The following is a 20,626-nucleotide window of genomic DNA, read 5'->3' on the forward strand; positions in this document are numbered from 1 at the left end:
TGCGATCGTTTGACGTCGTTTTTAGAGTCGAGATCAAGAGATTGCAGCCTGCGGCGGCTCCTACAGGGGGATTCAATCATTTTTCTGGAGAATGCCATGAACCCGATTGCTGCCTCTGCGCTGACCCTTTCCTTGCTCGCTGGCGAGGTTCAAGCCAATGAACAAGTGCGTGTGACTGTGACCCCCAACGGTTCGCAACCCTCGGCCAAGGGGCCGGCAGATTGGTTCACCGGGACCGTACGCGTCGATGCGCCGTTCAAGGGCACCGACGAGGCGCGAGTCAGCGGCGCCACCGTCACCTTTGAGCCCGGCGCACGCGCGGCGTGGCACACCCATCCGTTGGGTCAGACGCTGATTGTTACTGCCGGTTCAGGTTTTGTGCAGGAATGGGGCCAGCCGATTCGCGCGATTCGCCCCGGCGACACGGTGTGGATCGCACCGGGGGCCAAGCATTGGCATGGCGCAGCACCGACGACGGCGATGACGCATATCGCCATTGCTGAAATGCTGGACGGTCGTGTGGTGGAGTGGATGGAGCAGGTGAGTGAGGCGCAATATCCGCGCACCGAGTAACCCGCTGACCCTCACCCCAGCCCTCTCCCAGTGGGAGAGGGTTAGGGTGAGGGGCTCTTCAGGTCTTCAGATCATCGCCGGCAAGGAATCGAGAATCTTGTCCAGCGTGATCGGATACTCCCGCACTCGCGCTCCGGTGGCGTTGTAGATCGCATTGGCCAGCGCCGCACTCACCCCGCAAATCCCTAACTCACCCACACCCTTGGCTTTCATGGGCGAGGAAATCGGGTCGGTCTCATCAAGGAAAATCACTTCCTGATGCGGGATGTCGGCATGCACCGGCACTTCGTATCCGGCCAGATCATGGTTGACGAAGAAACCGAGTTTTTTATCGACCGCCAATTCCTCCATCAACGCCGCGCCAACGCCCATGGTCATTGCGCCGATCACCTGACTGCGCGCCGCTTTCGGATTGAGAATCCGCCCGGCCGCGCACACCGCGAGCATCCGCCGCACACGAACTTCGCCCGTCGCCGCATCCACCGCTACTTCGACGAAGTGCGCGCCAAAGGTTGACTGCTGATACTGCTTTTCGAGGTCGGCGAATTCGATGCTGTCTTCAGCCACCACCTCGCCATTTTTTGCCGCCTCTCGCAGCGCCACACTCTTGCCGCCGACCCGCACCTGACCGTCAACAAACTCCGCCTGATCAGCCGCGAGGCCCAATTTTCCGGCGATCGCTTCACGCAGTTTCACGCACGCGGCATACACGCCGGCAGTCGAGCAATTGCCGCCAAACTGGCCGCCGGAACCCGCCGACACCGGGAAATTCGAATCGCCCAGCCGCACCACGACATCGTCGATGCCCACGCCCATCATTTCTGCGGCGGTCTGCGCGATGATCGTGTAGCTGCCGGTTCCGATGTCGGTCATGTCGGTTTCTACAGTGATCTTGCCATCACGCTCGAGCCGCACCCGCGCGCCAGACTTCATAAGCAGGTTGTTGCGGATCGCCGCGCCGACGCCCATGCCGATCAGCCAGCGACCTTCGCGACGGCTGCCGGGTTTGGCGTTGCGCTTGTCCCAGCCGAATTTTTCGGCGCCGGTTTGCAGACATTCGATCAAGCGTCGTTGCGAGAACGGGCGCTCGGTTTTCACCGGGTCGACCTGGGTGTCGTTGAGGATGCGGAACTGCACGGGATCGAGTTTGAGCTGTTCGGCCATTTCGTCCATGGCGATTTCCAACGCCATCAATCCCGGCGCTTCGCCGGGTGCGCGCATTGAGTTGCCTTCAGGCAGATCCAGCGGCGACAGACGCATGGTGACCAGACGATTTTGCGCCGCGTACAGCAACTGACTCGGCTGCGCCGCGACTTCGACCTTGCCCTCCGCGAGATTGCCCGACCAGCCTTCATGCGCGATGGCGGTGAGCTTGCCGTCCGCGGTGGCGCCCATGCGGATACGCTGGATGGTAGCGGGGCGATGCGTGGTGTTGTTGGCGACCTGTGGGCGGGCGAGGGCGACTTTCACCGGTCTGCCGGCCATGCGCGCACCGAGGGCCGCGAGGATCGCGTCAGCGCGAACAAACAGTTTGCCGCCGAAACCGCCGCCGATGTAGGGCGAGATCAAGCGGACTTTTTCCTTGGGCAGGCCGAGGGTTTCGGCAATGTCGCCGACGCTCCAGGCGATCATCTGGTTCGACGTCCACAGCGTCAGTTGGTCGCCTTTCCACGCGGCCAGGGTCGTGTGGGGTTCCATCATCGCGTGGGACTGGTCGGGGGTGGTGTAGGTCTGGTCGAATTGCACCGGGGCACCGGCGAACGCTGTCGCGAAATCGCCGTGGGTGACGTCGGGCATTTCTTCTTTCTGCTCGACGCCTTGGTCACGCACGCTGGCCAGATCGAACTCGCCTTTGCTCGCGACATAATCGACCTTCACCAGTTGTGCGGCGGCGCGGGCCTGCTCGAAGGTCTCGGCAACCACCAGTGCAACGGCCTGGTGGTAGTGCTGAATCTCGGGCCCGGCTAACAAATGCGCGGCGTTGTACTGGCCTTTGCCAAGTTTGCCGGCATTGTCGGCGGTGACGATGGCCAACACGCCGGGCGCAGCTTTTGCGTCGGCGAGATCAATGTGGCTGATGCGACCCTTGGCGATAGCCGAACCGACCATGAAACCGTAGGCCTGATCGGCCACGGCTTCATGCTGTTCGTAAGCGTAAGGCGCCTGGCCGCAAGTTTTCAGCTTGCCTTCGATGCGATCGGTCGGCTTGCCGATCACCTTCAATTGATCGATCGGGTTGGTGGTGGCGGGCGTGTCGAATTTCATGCTTCTTCCCTCGCTTGCGCCAACACCGAACCGAGCGTGCGCTCGACCAGGGTCAGTTTGAATTGGTTGTCGTGAGTCGGCGTGGCGCCGTCGAGCAAGCGTTCGCTGACGGCTTTCGCGCCCTTGGGCAGCAGCGCTTCAGCCGCTTCCACGCGCCACGGTTTCGGCGCAATACCGCCGACCGCGACGCGGCCGCTGCCGTCCTTTTGCAGGATCAAACCCACGGACACGAGGGCAAAGGCGTAGGAGGAACGATCGCGTACCTTGTGATAAATGTGCGTGCCACCCACCGGCGCAGGCAACGTCACGGCGGTGATGAATTCACCGGCGCCGAGGCTGGTTTCGATGTTCGGCGTGTTGCCCGGCAACAGGTGGAAATCGGCCATGGCGATGCTGCGGGTGCTGCCGTCGGGCTTCACCGTTTCAATCTGCGCATCTAAGGCGCGCATCGCAATCGCCATGTCGCTCGGGTGCGTGGCGATACAGGCGTCGCTGACGCCGATGATCCCCAACTGCCGGGTGACCCCGCCAATTGCCGAACAGCCACTGCCTGGATTGCGCTTGTTGCAGGCCTGATTTGTGTCGTAGAAATACGGGCAGCGGGTGCGCTGCAACAGGTTGCCAGCGGTGGTCGCCATGTTGCGCAGCTGTCCGGAAGCACCGGCGAGCAGGGCGCGGGACAGCAGCGCATAGTCTTTTCTGACCCGGGCGTCGGCCGCCAGATCGGTGTTGCGCACCAGCGCGCCGATGCGCAAACCGCCCTCGGGCGTGGCTTCGATCGTGTCGAGGCCCAGGTGATTGACGTCGATCAGGTGCAGCGGGGTTTCGATGTCGAGTTTCATCAGGTCGAGCAGGTTGGTGCCGCCGGCGATGAACTTCGCGCCTTCGATCTGCGCCGCTTGCGCAGCTGCGGCAGGGGAGTCGGCACGGCTGTAATTGAACGGTCTCATGCCGGCACCTCCGCGACTTCAGTGATGGCTTCGATGATGTTCGAGTAGGCGCCGCAGCGGCAGATATTGCCGCTCATGCGCTCCTGGAATTCGGAAGCGATCAGTTGTGGCGACTCGGTCAGGCTGGGGCTGACGTGGCTGGGAATGCCGTCGCGGATTTCCTTGATAACGGCGACTGCCGAGCAGATCTGCCCCGGCGTGCAGTAACCGCATTGATAGCCATCATGCTTGATGAACGCGGCTTGCATCGGGTGCAGGTTGTCCGGCATGCCGAGGCCTTCGATGGTGGTGATCTCACTGCCTTCGTGCATCACCGCCAGCGTCAGGCATGAGTTGATCCGCCGACCATCGGCGATCACCGTGCAGGCACCGCACTGGCCGTGGTCGCAGCCTTTTTTGCTGCCGGTCAGGTGCAGGTGTTCACGCAAGGCGTCGAGCAGGGTGGTGCGGTTGTCGACTTCAAGGGACTGGGGTTTGCCATTGACTTGAATGGTCACTTTGTTCATGGCCGGTTGCTCCAGGTTGGCGGCGTAGGCCTTGAGGCTGATGAATGGCGGCATCGCGAACGCCGTTGCGGTGACGGCGCCGAGAATCATAAATTTACGTCGGGAAATCGGCATGGTTCGATTCCTATTTCTCTCAATCAGGCGGCAGGTTTGCGAAAGGCCCATAGGGGCATGCCGGCATGTTTGCCAGTCTCGGTCTAGGAGTGACCGCTGGAGGGAGGAAAAGGTTTTTGCGGATTTTCGCTATAGAGTTATTTACTCAGCTCATGAATCGCCATATACGCAAATCCCCTGTAGGAGCTGCCGAAGGCTGCGATCTTTTGACTTTGCGCTTTTAAGATCAAAATCAAAAGATCGCAGCCTTCGGCAGCTCCTACACGGGTGCGTTTAGTGGCCGCCGACGACCATGTGGGTGAATGGTGAAACGTAGGCCTGCAACGTCACCAACCCGCCCACCAGAATCGCCAGCACAATCGAGTGGAAGAACACGTAGCGCAGAATCTCGCCCTCATGCCCATACCAACGGGTTGCCGTGGATGCGACCACAATAGACTGCGCATCGACCATTTTGCCCATCACCCCACCGGAACTGTTGGCCGCTGCCATCAGCACCGGGCTGATGCCAAGCTGTTCCGCCGTCACCCGTTGCAGTCCGCCGAACAGCACGTTGGACGCGGTGTCGGAGCCGGTCAGTGCCACCCCGAGCCAGCCGAGCAGGGTGCCGAACATCGGGTAGAAAATCCCCGTCGCCGCGAACGCCAGGCCCATGGTTGCGTCCAGGCCTGAGTAGCGCGTGAGGAACCCCAGTGCCAGCATCGCCGCGATGGTGATCAGCGAAAAACGTACCACCCACAGTGTGCGCAGGTATTGCTTGATCAGTTGCGGGATCGAATAGCCCATCAGTAAACCGCCGACAATCGCCGCCAGTAAAATTCCGCTGCCGGTGCTGGTCAACCAGGTGAACTTGTAGACCGCCTCTTCGGTTTTCGGCGCAGGCACCACAGGCGGCACCTTCTCGACCTGTTGATGCAGCGTCGTGAACACGATGGCCGGGGCGAAGATCGGATTGGCCTCGCGCATCGGTTTGCCTTGCGGATCGAGTTTGGCTGATTGCGTGACCGGATCAATTGCCGGCCGAGTGTCGAACAGGTTCTTGAAACCCTGCGTGCCCCAAGCGAACACGAACACTGTGAGGATGAACCACGGCATCCACGCGCGCATCACGGCCGGGCGCGCCTGGTCGCTGAATGCGGCGCTGGCGGTGACTTTTTCTTCATCGACCCTGGAGTTGTCGACCCGACCGGACAGCGCCGCCGAGGTGTGAATGGTCGCCGGTTTCCAGACCTTCAGGAACAGCGTCAGGCAGGCCATGGAAATCAACGCGGCGATCACGTCCACCAACATCGGGCCGTGGTAGTTCGATACCAGAAACTGCGGCACGGCGAAGCTGACCCCGGCCACCAGAATCGCTGGCCAGACCTCGAGCATCTTGCGCCACCCGGCGAACGCCCAGATCAGCCAGAACGGCACCAGCACCGAGAAGAATGGCAGTTGCCGACCGACCATCATCGACAGCTCCATCTCGTCCAGCCCGGTGACTTTGGCGAGTGTGATGATCGGTGTGCCGAGTGCGCCGAAAGCCACCGGCGCAGTGTTGGCGATCAGTGCCAGGCCAGACGCGGCCAGCGGCGAAAAACCGAGGCCGATGAGGATTGCCCCGGTCACCGCCACCGGCGTACCGAAGCCTGCCGCACCTTCGAAGAAAGCACCGAAGCAAAAGGCGATCAGCAGCAACTGCAAACGGCGATCATCAGTGATCCGCGCCAGCGAATCCTGCAGCACTTTGAACGAGCCGTTCTCGGTGGTCAGGCGATGCAGAAAGATGATGTTGAGCACGATCCAGCCGATCGGCAGCAAGCCATTGGCCGCACCGAACAGTGCTGCCGAACCGGCCATGGAGGCGGGCATGCCGAACGCAAAGATCGAGATCAACAGCGCTGAAGCCAGTGCCAGCAGCGCCGCCAGATGCGCTTTGACGTGAAAGAACGCCAGCGCCGCCAGCATCACCACCACCGGGACGGCGGCCATCAGCGTGGAGATCACCGGATTGCCAAACGGGTCGTAGATTTGCTGCCATACCATGGTCCACCTCTGCTTTTTGTTATTGAGGGTGCAGATCCATTGCATGGGGTTGGGCTGCAAGCAGTATAGGTGGCATCTCGCCGCTGTTCGGGATGGGCGGGCGAGGCGATAAACGGTCATTAGTGGCCACTGAATCATCCTTGGTTTACCCGGTCGTATTGACGGCTGCGCGCACCGCGTCCTGAAGGCGAGGGCGGCGTGGCCGATTCCGTCGTCAAGACCTTGGTTTTAGGGATGTGTTGAATGAAGCGCGCTACAACGATGCTGCTGACCGTTACCGCCGCCGTATTGCTCGGCGGCTGTGTGGCGGATTTTGATGATGACCACCGCCACGGCCGGCATTACGACCGCGACCATGGGCGCCATTACGACAATGACCGGCGCTGGGACGACCGCGATGACGACCGCCGCGATGGCCGTCGCTATCACCGCGATCGGGATGATGATTGATTGAACACAAAAGGGCGTTCCCGCAAAGGAACGCCCCCGATCATTGGCCCTCAGTCATCAAATAAAACGAGCGCTCGCCTGGACGCGGGAACGCGCAGGCACAGAGGCCTCGAGATCCAGCAAATGGGTGGCGAGAATGTCGCTCAGAAAGCGGAACTGATCGTTGATGCCGACCACTTCATTGCTGAAATGATTGGTCGCGGCGGGCATCAGCAGATCTTCGAAATCTTCGTTGAACACCAGTGTTTGTGCCTTGTGCGACACAGGTTGCTGGTCGTAGTAGTTGCTGCCGAACACCGGGAAACTCACGGAGAGTGCGATGGTGTGAATCATGATGTGAACTCCTCGTTGCGGTTCGGATGTGGCCATCGTGCCTTGCGTGGGCGGCAGACGGAAGGTGATCGTCGCAATGGTGAATATCGACGGCATTGATGCTTGAGTTGTGCGGCGCATCGGCTGGCCTCATCGCTGGCAAGCCAGCTCCCACAGGTTTCCCGTCGTTCACTGAAGATCACTGTGGTCAGCGATGCGGCCAGAACATCCAGCAACACCGCTGACTGACCCACCTATACTCAAATCTGCTCCCTCCTCATTTAAAGGACACACCCACCGTGAGCCTGCGTGCGCTGGTCGTCGCCGCGCTGTTTTTGCTGGCCGGCTGCGCCACGTCGGCCCGGGCTCCAGTGACCGCTGTGCAGGCTGTGGTGGTGTCGCCCGCGACCTGGCAACAGATCGACCGCGAAATCGTCAGCGCCTCGCAACAAGCCACCGAGCAGGTCAAGTTGTTCGCCCGGGGCTCGATGGAACATTGGCGCACTCGCGTCTATCAGCAAACTGAAGAAAATTTCATTCCGTGGTTCAGCAGCTACTGGACCCAGGAATGGCTGTCGATGAAGGTCAGTTGGTACTCGATCAGCGCCGGTGACGAGCAGGATGCCTCGGCCAAGCGCCTGGCGACGTATCTGCTTGATCAGTATCAGAAAAGGGTGCTTGCGCCGGTCGCGGTGGAGGTAGACCCGGATGCGATCCTGGGCCAGGCCACGGCGTTCTATGCAGAGCTGATGGCTCGGCAGATGCCGCTCATCGCCCAGCGTCACCGCGTGCCAATTGCCCAGCTCAACGGTCGTTTGCAGAAGATCCCGGCCATTGCCCTCGGACCACCGCCGGCGCGGGATGCCTCGCTGTACAAAGTCATCAGCACCGAACCGTTGAACACCCTGCCGGCGTACGCGGCTCTCATCGACAAGATTCACACCGACGGCGGCGCCAGAGGCATCGCGTCGACCGACGCCGGCATGGCACCCGTCGCCAAGCGGGCGAGCCAGCGAATGGAGGCGGAAATGGCTCCCCGCGGTGCCGCCAGTGCAGTCGCGGCAGCGGCGGGCAAACTGGCCGGGGCGATGATTTCCGTCGGCGTGATGGGCATCCGCGCGATCCTCCAGGCCAACGACCGGCCCGACAGTGAGGCGCTGATACGCAGCAGCCTGGGCAACACCTTCGATAAGGCCTGGCTGAAACTGGTGCAGAACCCGACCACTGGCGTGATGGCCGGCACGCTGCACATGGCCGGGCAGGTCGAGCGCAATCTCGGTGGGCTTGATGAGCCGTCGGTCGGGTTTGGGGCGAATCGTGTCGAATGGCGTCCGCAGGAATCGACTACCCGGCAGATCGAACCCAACGTACCAGGAGAATGATCATGGCTTACATCGATATTTTTGTAGCGCCGGTCCCGACCGCCAATCGCGAGCAGTACAAAAAGCACGCTGAAATCGCAGCGGTGATCTTCAAGGAATACGGCGCCCTGAGCGTGGCCGAATGCTGGGGCGATGATGTGCCGGACGGCAAGCTCACGTCGTTCCCGATGGCGGTAAAACTCAAGGAAGGTGAAACCGTCGCGTCCGGCTGGCTGATCTGGCCCGACAAGGCCACTCGCGATACCGGCATGGCGAAAATGATGGAAGACCCGCGCATGCAACCGGACGTCAACCCGATGCCGTTTGATGGACAGCGGATGATCTTCGGCGGCTTCCAGTACCTCATCGAACCTTGAAAAAAAACCAGCAGGGGTGAGCCTGCTCGCGATAGCGGTGTGTCAGCCTGCACCTATTTCAACGGACCCACCGCTATCGCTGGCAAGCCAGCTCCCACAGGTTTTGCGGTGTTCGTCCCTCAGGTTTCTGTGTGATGGTTTCGATGGTGAATACACCGCCGATCCCTGTAGGAGCTGCCGAAGGCTGCGATCTTTTGATCTTGGCCTAAAAACAAGATCAAAAGATCGCCGCCTCGTTTCACTCGACAGCTCCTACATAGAGGGCGGGGCTTGGGGTCACTCTGCGGAGGGGGTGATTCGGCAGCCTTTTCGGTTGCGGATCTGCTCGTCCGTCGGTCGCTCGCGGACGAACTCAAAACGTGGCTCACCCTCGCTGTAATGCACCAGCCAGCCCCACTCCAGCTCGGTTTCATCCTGCCCGGGATGTGGTGGTCGTGCCCACCACGGTTCTTTGCTGAGGACCTCGCGCATGGCGGCCTCCGGTTGATGGCAATCCTTGAACTATAGACCGGTGTCGCGAGTCGTCAGATCAGGCTGTGTAGAATCACGCCGATCACCAGAAATGAAGGAGCCCGGCCATGACCGATGACGCGCACAGGGATGAACCCTCCAAACGCCTGTTTTTTGCGCTGGACTGCCCGCCGGCACAGCGTAAGGCGATTGCGCAGTGGCGCGCGGAGTTGGGCCTGAGAACCGGCAAGTCAGTGCCGGCGGACAACTTTCATCTGACGCTGCTGTTTCTCGGCGCAGTGCCGCTGGCCCAGATCGGCGGAGTCTGTGAGGCGGCTGGCAAAGTGGGCACGCCGGGGGAGATGTTGCAGATTTCACTGGATCGCCTGCAGGTCTGGCACCGTGCCGGGGTGTTGGCATTGGCGCCGGATCAGGCTCCGCAAGCGTTGCTGCGATTAGCCTATGGGCTTGAACAGGCGATGCTGCCATTCGGTTTTGAAGAGACGGCCCACGAGTTTCGTCCGCACCTGACACTGGCCCGTGACTACCGGGCGCCGGAGCCGGAATCGGCCACGCCGCCAGAGTTTTTCCTGCGTGCCGAGCGCTTTGCGTTGTTTGAATCGCACAAGGGCCGCTACCGGATTCTGCAGGATTGGCCACTGACGTGAGCGACAAAAAAAGGCGCCCGAGGGCGCCTGAAATTCACCTGAGCCGAGGGAGCCAGGTGAGGCCGTTCATATGTAGGGTGCAGCGGTGGTAAGGCGCTGCGTGAACGGAAAAGCACTGCACAAAACCAGTGTGGGAGCGAGCCTGCTCGCGAAAGCTGTGGGTCAGGCAATGAATGGGTTAAGTGTGCCGACGCCTTCGCGAGCAGGCTCGCTCCCACAGTTGATTTGCGCTTGAATCACTTGCCGAGTTTCACCCGCGTCCAGCCGCGAGTCATGATCCGCTGGGTCGCAATCGGCTGATCCGGCACTGCATACAGCGTCGCCATCACCGCTTGCGAGGGGTACGAGCCCGGGTCGTTACGGATCGCTTCGTCCACCAATGGCGTCGCCGCCGAGTTGGCGTTGCTATAGCCGTTGCTGTTGGTGATCTCGGCGATGATGTCCGGACGCATCAAAAAGTCCATGAACAGATACGCATTGTCGACGTTCGCCGCATCACGCGGGATGGCGACCATGTCGTAGAAACTGCCGGCGCCTTCCTTGGGAATGCTGTAGTCGATCTTCACCTTGTTACCCGATTCCGCCGCGCGGGCCTTGGCCTGCAGGACGTCACCGGAGTAACCGACCGCCACGCAGATATTGCCGTTGGCCAGGTCCGAGATGTACTTCGAGGAATGGAAATACGCCACGTTGGGGCGGATTTTCATGAACAGCGCTTCGGCTTCCATGATGTGCGCCTTGTCCTTGTCGTTCACCGGGTAACCCAGGTAGTGCAGCGCGGCCGGGATCATTTCGGTCGGCGAGTCGAGGAAACTGATGCCGCAGGCCTTCAGCTTTTCAGCGTTTTCCGGCTTGAACAGCAAGTCCCAGGAGTTGGTCGGAGCGTTGGCGCCGAGTACTTCCTTGACCTTGGCCGGGTTGAAACCGATGCCGATCGAGCCCCACATGTACGGGAACGCGTGAGCGTTGTCCGGATCACTGGCGGCGGCATTTTTCAGCAGCACCGGGTTGAGATTCTTCCAGTTCGGCAGCTTCGATTTGTCCAGCGGCTGATAGACGCCAGCCTTGATCTGCTTGGCCAGGAAACTGTTGGACGGCACGACGATGTCGTAGCCGGATTTGCCCGCCAGCAAGCGCGCCTCAAGGGTCTCGTTGCTGTCGAAGACGTCGTAGGTCACACGGATGCCGGTCTCGTCTTCGAACTTCTTGACGGTGTCCGGCGCGATGTAATCGGACCAGTTGTAAACACGCAGCACTTTGTCGTTGGCCTGGGCGCCCATGACGATTGCGCCCATTAAGGACAGTGTCAGCAGAGTCCTGCCAAACATTTTCATCGGTACAACTCCATTTTTTTATTCAAAAACACAACACAAAAACCGAACAACTAACTCGACTCTTGTAGGAGCTGCGGCACGCTGCGATCTTTTGATCTTGCTTTTGATCTTAAAAGCGCAAAGGCAAAAGATCGCAGCGTGCCGCAGCTCCTACAGGTTATGCGGTGGCGGCGCGTGGCGGTTGCTGCCACGACTCGTTCGCCGTTTGATCCATCGCTTCCTGAATCGCACGCTTGCGACTGGCCTCAGCCTTGCGGCCGAAGTACCAGACCAGGAAAGTCACCAGCGACACCGCCAGCAGAATCAGACTCGCCACCGCGTTGATCTCCGGCTTCACGCCCAGACGCACCGCCGAGAACACTTCCATCGGCAGGGTGGTGGAGCCGGGGCCGGAGACGAAGCTTGCCAACACCAGGTCATCCAGCGACAAGGCAAACGACATCATCCCGCCCGCCGCCAGCGACGGAGCGATCATCGGAATGGTGATCAGGAAAAACACCTTGAACGGTTTCGCGCCCAGATCCATCGCCGCTTCTTCAATCGACAGGTCCAGTTCACGCAGGCGGGCGGAGACTACTACCGCCACATAGGCTGCACAAAACGTGGTGTGGGCGATCCAGATCGTGACAATGCCACGCTCCTGCGGCCAGCCGATCAGTTGCGCCATCGCCACAAACAGCAGCAACAACGACAGACCGGTGATCACTTCAGGCATCACCAACGGCGCGGTGACCAAGCCACCAAACAACGTGCGACCCTTGAAGCGCGTTACCCGAGTCAACACGAACGCAGCCAGAGTACCGAGTGCCACAGCAGCAATCGCGGTGTAGCAGGCGATTTCCAGCGAGCGCACCACCGAACCCATCAGTTGCGTGTTGTCGAGCAAACCGGTGTACCACTTGATCGACCAGCCGCCCCACACCGTCACCAGTTTCGAGGCGTTGAACGAGTAGATCACCAGGATCAGCATCGGCAGATAGATAAACGTCAGGCCGAAGATCAACATGAACTTTGCAAAACCGAAGCGTTTCATCCCCGTGCCTCCATCTCTTTGGCCTGGCTGCGGTTGAACAGCAGAATCGGCACAATCAGGATCAACAGCATCACCACCGCCAGAGCAGACGCCACCGGCCAGTCGCGGTTATTGAAGAATTCTTGCCACAGCACGCGACCGATCATCAACGTCTCCGGACCACCCAAAAGTTCGGGAATGACGAACTCGCCCACCACCGGAATGAACACCAGCATGCAGCCTGCGATGATGCCGTTCTTGGCCAGCGGTACGGTGATTTTCCAGAAGTTGTTGAAGTTGCTCGAACCCAGGTCTGACGCGGCTTCCAGCAGACTGCCGTCGTGTTTCACCAGGTTGGCGTACAGCGGCAACACCATGAACGGCAGGTAGGCGTAAACCACGCCGATATACACCGCGGTGTTGGTGTTGAGGATCTCGATCGAGTGATCGGTCAGGCCAGTCCACATAAGGAAGCTGTTGAGCAAACCGTTGTTGCTGAGAATGCCCATCCACGCGTAAACGCGGATCAGGATCGCGGTCCAGGTCGGCATCATGATCAACAGCAGCAGGACGTTTTGCGTTTCCTTGCCGGTCTTGGTGATCGCATAAGCCATCGGGAAGCCGATCACCAGGCACATCAGCGTGCTCAGCGCCGCGACCTTCAACGACCCGAGGTAGGCCGACAGATACAGCTCGTCTTCGCCGAGCATGGTGTAGTTGCCGATGTTCAGCAGCAGCTGGAATTTCTGTTCGGCGTAGGTGTAAATCTCCGAGTACGGCGGGATCGACAGCGCAGCTTCCGAGAAACTGATCTTCATCACCAGGAAAAACGGCAGCATGAAGAACAGGAACAGCCAGATGAACGGAATACCGATCACCAGTTTTCGGCCACTGGGCACCAGGCGCAGGAATTGCTGATTGAAAGTTCTCATGAGCGCAGTACCACGCCGCTGTCGTCTTCCCACCAGACGTAAACCTTGTCGTCCCAGGTCGGTCGTGCGCCACGGCGTTCAGCGTTGGCCATGAACGACTGGACGATTTTGCCGCCCGGCAATTGCACGTAAAACACCGAGTGACCGCCAAGGTAGGCGATGTCATGCACCTTGCCTTCGGACCAGTTGTAGCGGAACTCGGGCTGGGTCGTGCTGACGAGCATTTTTTCCGGACGGATCGCGTAGGTGACCGACTTGTCCTGCACCGAGGTGCTGACGCCGTGACCAACGTAGATCTTCTGCTGCAAGTCCGGGCTGTGGATGATCGCGTGACCTTCGAGGTCTTCAACCACCGTGCCGTCGAAGGCGTTCACGTTGCCGATGAACTCGCAGACCATACGGCTGACGGGTGCTTCATAGATGTCAATCGGGCTGCCGATCTGCGCGATCCAGCCCAGGTGCATGATCGCGATCCGCTCGGCCATGGTCATGGCTTCTTCCTGGTCGTGAGTCACCATCACGCAGGTCACGCCGACGCGCTCGATGATCTCAACCAACTCCAGCTGCATTTGCGAACGCAGCTTTTTATCCAGCGCACCCATCGGTTCGTCGAGCAGCAACAGCTTTGGCCGTTTCGCCAGCGAACGGGCGAGGGCGACACGTTGGCGCTGACCACCGGAGAGTTGATGCGGTTTGCGTTTGGCGTATTGGGTCATGTGCACCAGACGCAGCATTTCTTCAACGCGGGCGTCGATTTCACTGGCTGGCAAACGGTCCTGCTTAAGGCCGAAGGCGATGTTCTGCGCGACGGTCATGTGCGGGAACAGCGCGTAGGACTGGAACATCATGTTGATCGGCCGCTCGTACGGCGGCATGTCGGTGATGTCCACACCGTCGAGCAGAATCCGCCCTTCAGTCGGGCGCTCGAAACCGGCAAGCATGCGCAGCAGGGTCGATTTACCCGAGCCGGAGCCGCCGAGCAGGGCAAAGATTTCGCCCTGATGGATCTCCAGGGATACATCGTCAACTGCGATGGTTTCGTCGAACTTCTTGGTGACACGATCGATTTTCACCAACACCTTTTTCGGTTGCTGATGACCTTCAAGTGCCTTCCTGTAAGTGCTGGAGGCGTTTGCCATGTGAAACTCCCAACAGGTTTCAGTGCCTGGCCAATGTGGCCTGGCTTAAAAGTGGATTGCAGAGCTGTACGGGGTACCTGTCAGGTATGTCGCAGATTCTGTGGGAGCGAGCCTGCTCGCGAATACGGAGTGTCAGCCGACATCATTGTTATCTGACACACCGCTTTCGCGAGCAGGCTCGCTCCCACAGGGGAAATGCAATTACCTGCCTGGCATTACCCGTACCGATCCGGCTTGTTCGGCGCCGCCGTCCTGGCTGCCTGGGTCGTACTTGTTGTTATTACGGGTGTTGTTTTTCACGAATGACGGATGTGCGCAGGCACACCCGACTTGCGTGGGGGCAGTAAATCGTCAGGTATTGTTTGCTGATATCAGCGCTGGTTGCGTCGCGCCGCCCGTTGCCGGCAAGCCTCACCGAAGGCCTGAAAAATCTTCAGGTAGTTCGGGTTGTCCAGCACCTGCCACTCTGGGTGCCATTGCACGCCGAGGGCAAAGGTCGGGCTGTGCTCCACCGAGATCGCCTCGATCAGACCATCAGGCGCCACCGCTTCGGCACGCAGGCCGGGCGCGAGGCGGTCGATGCCCTGACTGTGAATGGAATTGACCTGGAACTCGCCGGGCAACTCCAGCGCTTCGAACACGCCGCCGCCAAGCACCGTGACCGCATGAGCCGGTGCGTATTGCACGGCCACATCCGGGCTGTCCGCTTCACGGTGATCGAGCATGCCCGGCAGCTCATGCACCTTCTGATGCAGGCTGCCGCCAAATGCCACGTTCATCTCCTGGAAGCCGCGGCAAATGCCCAGCACCGGAACGCCCGCCGCAATGGCTGCACGCAATAAAGGAAGGGTCGTGGCATCCCGCGCCGGATCGTGATCCGTACCGGGTTCGCTGGCCGGGCCTTGATAGTGGAAAGGTTCCACGTTGGAAGGCGAACCGGTCAGCAACAGACCGTCGAGTTGACCGAGCAGGTCCTCGATTTCAGTCAGGTTGCCAAGGGAAGGAATGACCACCGGCAGCCCCTGGGCGCCAACGCTGACAGCACGTACGTACTTGTCGCCGCTGATGTGATAGGGGTGCAGGCCAATCTGTTTGACGCACGCAGTAACGCCGATCAATGGCTTGAATGCCATTTTTATTCACCTCGAAGTTTGACACTTGAACGAGCTTTTCCGGAGCTTAGCGTCGTTGATTTTAATTAACAACTCCCGTGTAAAAAATTCTAAACGCCGTTCATCAAATCTTCATGATTGGCAGGCGTCTGGCGCCTGTTTTGGCACGCAGGTGTCAAGAAAAGCCCTAAAAATAAAGGCTGAGCGGCGGGGTGTTCGCTATTGACTTCACTTTGCCGTTCGGGTTGACTGGCTCGGCGAAACAGCAGTGAACATAATAATTAACAGCTAAATAGGTGCATCATGTCGGTCCCTCTGCGTACCGTTCAACTCAACGAAGCAAACGCATTCCTTAAGAAATATCCTGAGGTTTTGTACGTCGACCTTCTGATTGCGGATATGAACGGTGTGGTGCGCGGCAAGCGCATCGAACGCACCAGTCTTCATAAGGTTTACGAGAAAGGCATCAACCTGCCGGCCTCGCTCTTTGCCCTCGACATCAACGGCTCCACGGTGGAAAGCACCGGCCTGGGCCTGGACATCGGCGACGCCGACCGCATCTGCTATCCGATCCCCGGCACCCTCAGCATCGAGCCGTGGCAGAAGCGCCCAACCGCACAACTGTTAATGACCATGCACGAACTTGAAGGCCAGCCGTTCTTCGCTGACCCGCGTGAAGTGCTGGCTAACGTCGTGCGCAAGTTCGATGAAATGGGCCTGACCATCTGCGCCGCGTTCGAACTGGAGTTCTACCTGATCGACCAGGACAACGTGAACGGCCGTCCGCAGTCGCCACGCTCGCCGGTTTCCGGCAAGCGCCCGGTGTCGACTCAGGTCTACCTGATCGACGACCTCGACGAATACGTCGACTGCCTGCAAGACATCCTCGAAGGCGCGAAAGAGCAGGGCATCCCGGCTGACGCCATCGTCAAGGAAAGTGCCCCGGCGCAGTTCGAAGTCAACCTGCATCACGTCTCCGATCCGATCAAGGCCTGCGACTACGCCGTCCTGCTCAAGCGTCTGGTGAAAAACATCGCCTACGACCACGAGATGGACACCACCTTCATGGCCAAGCCGTATCCGGGCCAGGCGGGTAACGGTCTGCACGTACACATTTCGATCCTGGACAAAGAAGGCAACAACATCTTCGCCAGCGAGGATCCCGAGCAGAACGCCGCGCTGCGACACGCGATCGGCGGTGTGCTGGAGACCCTGCCTGCGCAAATGGCCTTCCTCTGCCCGAACGTTAACTCGTACCGTCGTTTCGGCGCGCAGTTCTACGTGCCGAACTCGCCGAGCTGGGGCATCGACAACCGCACTGTGGCCGTGCGCGTACCGACCGGTTCCGCCGACGCTGTGCGCATCGAACATCGTGTCGCCGGTGCCGATGCCAACCCGTACCTGCTGATGGCCTCGGTGCTGGCCGGTATCCACCACGGCCTGACCAACCAGATCGAACCGGGTGCGCCAGTCGAGGGCAACAGCTACGAGCAGAACGAACAGAGCCTGCCGAACAACCTGCGCGACGCATTGCGTGAGCTGGACGACAGCGAAGTCATGGCCCGCTACATCGACCCGCTGTACATCGACGTGTTTGTCGCGTGCAAGGAGAGCGAGCTGGCCGAGTTCGAAAACTCGATTTCTGACCTTGAGTACAACTGGTATCTGCATACCGTTTAAAGCCCAGCACCATCCCCTGTAGGAGCTGCCGAAGGCTGCGATCTTTTGACTTTGTTTTTCAGGATCAAGATCAAAAGATCGCAGCCTTCGGCAGCTCCTACAGGGTATCGGGTTACCAGATTTTGATCGGCGGCGTTCGTCCGCTGCTCACCACCCCCTCGTCGAGCCATAACAATGACAACGACCCGCAACGACTGGGAACAACGCTTCCAGTCCCTGACCATTGAATCCCGCGCGTTCATCAACGGTGAATATCGCCCGGCGATCAGCGGCGACACCTTTGAATGCCTGAGCCCCGTTGACGGCCGTTTTCTGGCCTCCGTGGCAAGCACCGATGAAGCCGACGCCAACCTCGCCGTGGAAGTCGCGCGCCAGTCTTTCGAATCCGGCGTGTGGGCCAACAAGGCCCCGGCCGAGCGCAAGCGCATCCTGATCCGCTTCGCCGATCTGATCCTGCAAAACCAGGAAGAACTGGCGCTGCTGGAAACCCTCGACATGGGCAAACCGATCAGCGACTCGATGAGCATCGACATCCCGGCGACCGCCAACGCGATCCGCTGGAGCGCTGAAGCCGTCGACAAGATCTACGACGAAGTCGCGGCCACACCGCACGACCAGCTCGGCCTGATCACTCGTGAGCCTTGCGGCGTGGTGGCGGCCATCGTGCCGTGGAACTTCCCGCTGATCATGGCCAGCTGGAAATTCGCCCCGGCCCTGGCGGCGGGTAACTCGTTCATCCTCAAGCCTTCGGAAAAGTCGCCGCTGACCGCGATCCGCATCGCTCAGCTCGCACTGGATGCCGGCATTCCGAAAGGCGTGTTCAACGTCTTGCCAGGCTTCGGCCACACCGTCGGCAAGGCGCTGGCGTTGCACATGGACGTCGACGTGCTGGCCTTCACCGGTTCCACGGCGATTGCCAAGCAACTGATGATTTACTCCGGCCAGAGCAACATGAAACGCGTCTGGCTCGAAGCCGGCGGCAAAAGCCCGAACGTGGTGTTTGCCGACGCGCCGGACTTGCGCGCCGCGGCACAAGCAGCGGCCGGCGCCATCGCCTTCAATCAGGGCGAAGTCTGCACCGCCGGTTCGCGTCTGCTGGTCGAGCGTTCGATTCGTGAGCAGTTCATTCCGCTGCTGGTGGAAGCACTGCAAGCGTGGAAACCCGGTCACGCCCTCGACCCGGCGACCACCGTCGGCGCCGTGGTCGATCAGCGCCAACTCGACAACGTGCTGCGCTACATCAGCATCGGTCGCGAGCAGGGCGCCGAGCTGATTGCCGGTGGCCAACGCACCCTTGAAGAAACCGGTGGCCTATATGTGCAGCCGGCGCTTTTCGACGGCGTGACCAACGCCATGACCATCGCTCAGGAAGAAATCTTCGGCCCGGTGCTGTCGCTGATCACCTTCGACACCGTTGAAGAAGCGCTGCAGATCGCCAACGACAGCATCTTCGGCCTCGCCGCCGGGGTCTGGACCAGCAACCTGAGCAAGGCGCACACCTTTGCTCGTGGCCTGCGTGCCGGCAGCGTCTGGGTCAACCAGTACGACGGCGGCGACATGACCGCGCCGTTCGGTGGCTTCAAACAGTCGGGCAATGGTCGCGATAAATCGCTGCATGCATTCGACAAGTACACCGAGCTGAAAGCGACCTGGATCAAGCTCTAATTCTTTTACAGCGGCGGTTGCTGGCGTGAGCCGGCGACCCTCGGAGAACCGTATGAAACAACAACACGTAAACAGCTACTACGCCGCCACTCGCAACGAAGTCATCGACTTTCCGACCCTCGAAGAAGCGGTGGATTGCGACGTTTGCATCATCGGCGCCGGTTACACGGGCCTGTCCTCGGCACTGTTCCTCGCCGAGGCTGGCTATAAAGTCACGGTGCTGGAAGCGGCGAAAGTCGGTTACGGCGCGAGCGGCCGTAACGGCGGGCAACTGGTTAACTCCTACAGCCGCGACGTCGACGTGATCGAAGAGCGTTACGGCGACAAGACCGCCGAAATCCTTGGCAGCATGATCTTCGAAGGCGCCGACATCATTCGTTCGCGCATCAAGCAATACGACATCAAATGCGACTACCGTCCGGGCGGTATCTTCGCGGCGATGAACAAGAAACAACTGAATGGTCTGGCCGAGCAGAAGAAAAACTGGGAACGCTACGGCAACCGCAATCTGAAGATGCTCGACGCTGCGGACATTCGTCGCGAAGTCGGCTCCGACGCCTACGTCGGTGGTCTGCTGGACTTGCAGGGCGGCCACGTGCATCCACTCAACCTGGCCCTCGGAGAAGCTGCTGCCATCGTGAGTTTGGGCGGCAAGATCTACGAGCAATCGGCCGCGGTGGAAATCACCTACGGCGAGCCCAATGTTGTGCGCACCGCCAAAGGTCTGGTCCGCGCCAAGTACCTGTTGATCGCTGGCAACGCCTACCTGCCGCAAGGCCTCGACAACCGCGTCACCGCGAAAAGCATGCCCTGCGGCTCGCAAATCGTTGTCACCGAGCCGTTGACCGAGAAACAGGCACGCAGCCTGATCACCAACAACTACTGCGTCGAAGACTGCAACTATCTGCTGGATTACTACCGCCTCACCGCCGACAACCGTTTGCTGTACGGCGGCGGCGTGGTCTACGGCGCGCGTGAACCGGACGACATCGAACAACTGATCCGCCCGAAGATTCTCAAGACCTTCCCGCAGCTCAAAGACGTGAAAATCGACTACCGCTGGACCGGCAATTTCCTGCTGACCATGTCACGCATGCCGCAATTCGGCCGTATCGAGAAAAACGCCTACTACATGCAAGGCTACAGTGGCCACGGCGTCACCTGCTCGCACCTGGCCGGCAAACTGATCTCGGAAATGATCCGCGGCGATGCCGAACGCTTCAACGCGTTCGCGTCCTTGCCACACATGCCAATGCTCGGCGGCCGCACCTTCTCCGCCCCGCTGACCGCCCTCGGCGCCGTCTACTACTCGCTGCGCGATCGTTTCGGCATCTAAGCTAGTAATGTTCAAAATGTGGGAGCTGGCCTGCCAGCAATGGCGCCTGTAAAGACGCCATCACTCCCACTGACAACCACAAAAGCTGTGGGAGCTGGCTTGCCAGCGATGACGGCCTGACAACCTCCACAAAGCCAACTGACACAAAAGAGATCCAACTGTGGGAGCGAGCCTGCTCGCGAAGAGGTCATATCAGCCAACATCGATGTCGTCTGACACACCGCTTTCGCGAGCAGGTTCACTCCCACAGTCACTGTATTACCAAGGCAAGAAAGACTTTTCCCCCACCACCCATCGAACCTGCTGAGCAACACCATCAAACGTGATTTAATAGCCGCCTTTCACGGTTCCGGGACACGGGA

Annotated in this window: 19 protein-coding genes; 8 read left to right on the top strand and 11 right to left on the bottom strand. The window is 60.0% G+C overall.

Annotated features, from left to right (window positions below):
* Positions 1-96 precede the first annotated feature (96 nt).
* Positions 97-573, top strand: a complete 477-nt coding sequence (locus tag JJD74_RS16340) for a (R)-mandelonitrile lyase (protein ID WP_200615738.1) — start codon at positions 97-99, stop codon at positions 571-573.
* Between the two features lie 66 nt (positions 574-639).
* Here the strand turns inward: JJD74_RS16340 and paoC are convergent, their stop codons facing one another.
* From paoC to JJD74_RS16360, 4 genes are all read right to left on the bottom strand, one after another.
* The gene (gene paoC, locus JJD74_RS16345) at positions 640-2,838 is read right to left on the bottom strand and encodes an aldehyde oxidoreductase molybdenum-binding subunit PaoC (RefSeq protein ID WP_200615743.1); all 2,199 of its coding nucleotides are present in this window, start codon (positions 2,836-2,838) and stop codon (positions 640-642) included.
* A complete protein-coding gene (locus JJD74_RS16350) occupies positions 2,835-3,788 on the bottom strand; it encodes an FAD binding domain-containing protein (protein ID WP_047300710.1) in 954 nt (317 codons plus the stop codon). Before JJD74_RS16350 ends, paoC begins: the two co-directional genes overlap by 4 nt.
* Positions 3,785-4,408 carry an aldehyde dehydrogenase iron-sulfur subunit PaoA gene (gene paoA, locus JJD74_RS16355; protein WP_047300711.1) on the bottom strand — a complete coding sequence of 208 codons (624 nt, stop codon included), beginning with the start codon at positions 4,406-4,408 and terminating at the stop codon, positions 3,785-3,787. Before paoA ends, JJD74_RS16350 begins: the two co-directional genes overlap by 4 nt.
* Before the next feature lie 273 nt (positions 4,409-4,681).
* Complete coding sequence (locus JJD74_RS16360; RefSeq protein WP_042558744.1) at positions 4,682-6,436, bottom strand: L-lactate permease; 1,755 nt, start codon at positions 6,434-6,436, stop codon at positions 4,682-4,684.
* A 243-nt stretch (positions 6,437-6,679) separates the two neighbouring features.
* On the opposite strand from JJD74_RS16360, the gene JJD74_RS16365 reads away from it, so the two are divergent.
* Entirely contained in the window at positions 6,680-6,886 is a 207-nt protein-coding gene (locus JJD74_RS16365) for a hypothetical protein (RefSeq protein WP_042558745.1), read from the top strand.
* Between the two features lie 57 nt (positions 6,887-6,943).
* On the opposite strand, the gene JJD74_RS16370 is transcribed toward JJD74_RS16365, so the two are convergent.
* A complete protein-coding gene (locus tag JJD74_RS16370; RefSeq protein WP_200615755.1) occupies positions 6,944-7,219 on the bottom strand; it encodes a hypothetical protein in 276 nt (91 codons plus the stop codon).
* Between the two features lie 278 nt (positions 7,220-7,497).
* Here JJD74_RS16370 and JJD74_RS16375 point away from each other — a divergent pair, with 278 nt between their 5' ends.
* A complete protein-coding gene (locus JJD74_RS16375) occupies positions 7,498-8,580 on the top strand; it encodes a hypothetical protein (protein ID WP_200615759.1) in 1,083 nt (360 codons plus the stop codon).
* 2 nt (positions 8,581-8,582) lie between these two features.
* On the top strand, positions 8,583-8,936 hold the full coding sequence (locus JJD74_RS16380; RefSeq protein ID WP_042558747.1) for a DUF1428 domain-containing protein: 354 nt from the start codon (positions 8,583-8,585) through the stop codon (positions 8,934-8,936).
* Between the two features lie 276 nt (positions 8,937-9,212).
* Here JJD74_RS16380 and JJD74_RS16385 read toward each other — a convergent pair whose 3' ends face one another.
* The gene (locus tag JJD74_RS16385; protein WP_200615762.1) at positions 9,213-9,407 is read right to left on the bottom strand and encodes a hypothetical protein; all 195 of its coding nucleotides are present in this window, start codon (positions 9,405-9,407) and stop codon (positions 9,213-9,215) included.
* Between the two features lie 107 nt (positions 9,408-9,514).
* On the opposite strand from JJD74_RS16385, the gene thpR reads away from it, so the two are divergent.
* A complete protein-coding gene (gene thpR / locus JJD74_RS16390; protein ID WP_200615776.1) occupies positions 9,515-10,054 on the top strand; it encodes an RNA 2',3'-cyclic phosphodiesterase in 540 nt (179 codons plus the stop codon).
* A gap of 236 nt (positions 10,055-10,290) precedes the next feature.
* Here the strand turns inward: thpR and JJD74_RS16395 are convergent, their stop codons facing one another.
* The 5 genes from JJD74_RS16395 to JJD74_RS16415 all read right to left on the bottom strand — a co-directional run bounded on the left by JJD74_RS16395 (position 10,291) and on the right by JJD74_RS16415 (position 15,604).
* Positions 10,291-11,388 (bottom strand): polyamine ABC transporter substrate-binding protein, encoded by a 1,098-nt coding sequence (locus tag JJD74_RS16395; RefSeq protein ID WP_042558749.1) that lies wholly within the window; start codon positions 11,386-11,388, stop codon positions 10,291-10,293.
* A 157-nt stretch (positions 11,389-11,545) separates the two neighbouring features.
* Positions 11,546-12,421 carry an ABC transporter permease subunit gene (locus JJD74_RS16400; RefSeq protein ID WP_200615782.1) on the bottom strand — a complete coding sequence of 292 codons (876 nt, stop codon included), beginning with the start codon at positions 12,419-12,421 and terminating at the stop codon, positions 11,546-11,548.
* A complete protein-coding gene (locus JJD74_RS16405) occupies positions 12,418-13,299 on the bottom strand; it encodes an ABC transporter permease subunit (RefSeq protein WP_164488122.1) in 882 nt (293 codons plus the stop codon). The genes JJD74_RS16400 and JJD74_RS16405 overlap by 4 nt, the downstream gene beginning before the upstream one ends.
* Positions 13,300-13,328: 29 nt before the next feature.
* Positions 13,329-14,471 (bottom strand): polyamine ABC transporter ATP-binding protein, encoded by a 1,143-nt coding sequence (gene potA / locus JJD74_RS16410; protein ID WP_042558752.1) that lies wholly within the window; start codon positions 14,469-14,471, stop codon positions 13,329-13,331.
* A 371-nt stretch (positions 14,472-14,842) separates the two neighbouring features.
* Positions 14,843-15,604 carry a gamma-glutamyl-gamma-aminobutyrate hydrolase family protein gene (locus JJD74_RS16415; RefSeq protein ID WP_042558753.1) on the bottom strand — a complete coding sequence of 254 codons (762 nt, stop codon included), beginning with the start codon at positions 15,602-15,604 and terminating at the stop codon, positions 14,843-14,845.
* 282 nt (positions 15,605-15,886) lie between these two features.
* Here JJD74_RS16415 and JJD74_RS16420 point away from each other — a divergent pair, with 282 nt between their 5' ends.
* The 3 genes from JJD74_RS16420 to JJD74_RS16430 all read left to right on the top strand — a co-directional run bounded on the left by JJD74_RS16420 (position 15,887) and on the right by JJD74_RS16430 (position 20,264).
* On the top strand, positions 15,887-17,263 hold the full coding sequence (locus JJD74_RS16420) for a glutamine synthetase family protein (protein WP_047300717.1): 1,377 nt from the start codon (positions 15,887-15,889) through the stop codon (positions 17,261-17,263).
* A 174-nt stretch (positions 17,264-17,437) separates the two neighbouring features.
* Positions 17,438-18,928, top strand: coding sequence for an aldehyde dehydrogenase (locus JJD74_RS16425; RefSeq protein ID WP_200615787.1), 1,491 nt, complete (start codon positions 17,438-17,440; stop codon positions 18,926-18,928).
* Between the two features lie 52 nt (positions 18,929-18,980).
* Complete coding sequence (locus JJD74_RS16430; RefSeq protein ID WP_042558756.1) at positions 18,981-20,264, top strand: NAD(P)/FAD-dependent oxidoreductase; 1,284 nt, start codon at positions 18,981-18,983, stop codon at positions 20,262-20,264.
* Positions 20,265-20,626 lie beyond the last annotated feature (362 nt).

Source organism: Pseudomonas sp. MF6776 (genome assembly GCF_016613125.1).
Lineage (GTDB): Bacteria > Pseudomonadota > Gammaproteobacteria > Pseudomonadales > Pseudomonadaceae > Aquipseudomonas > Aquipseudomonas iridis.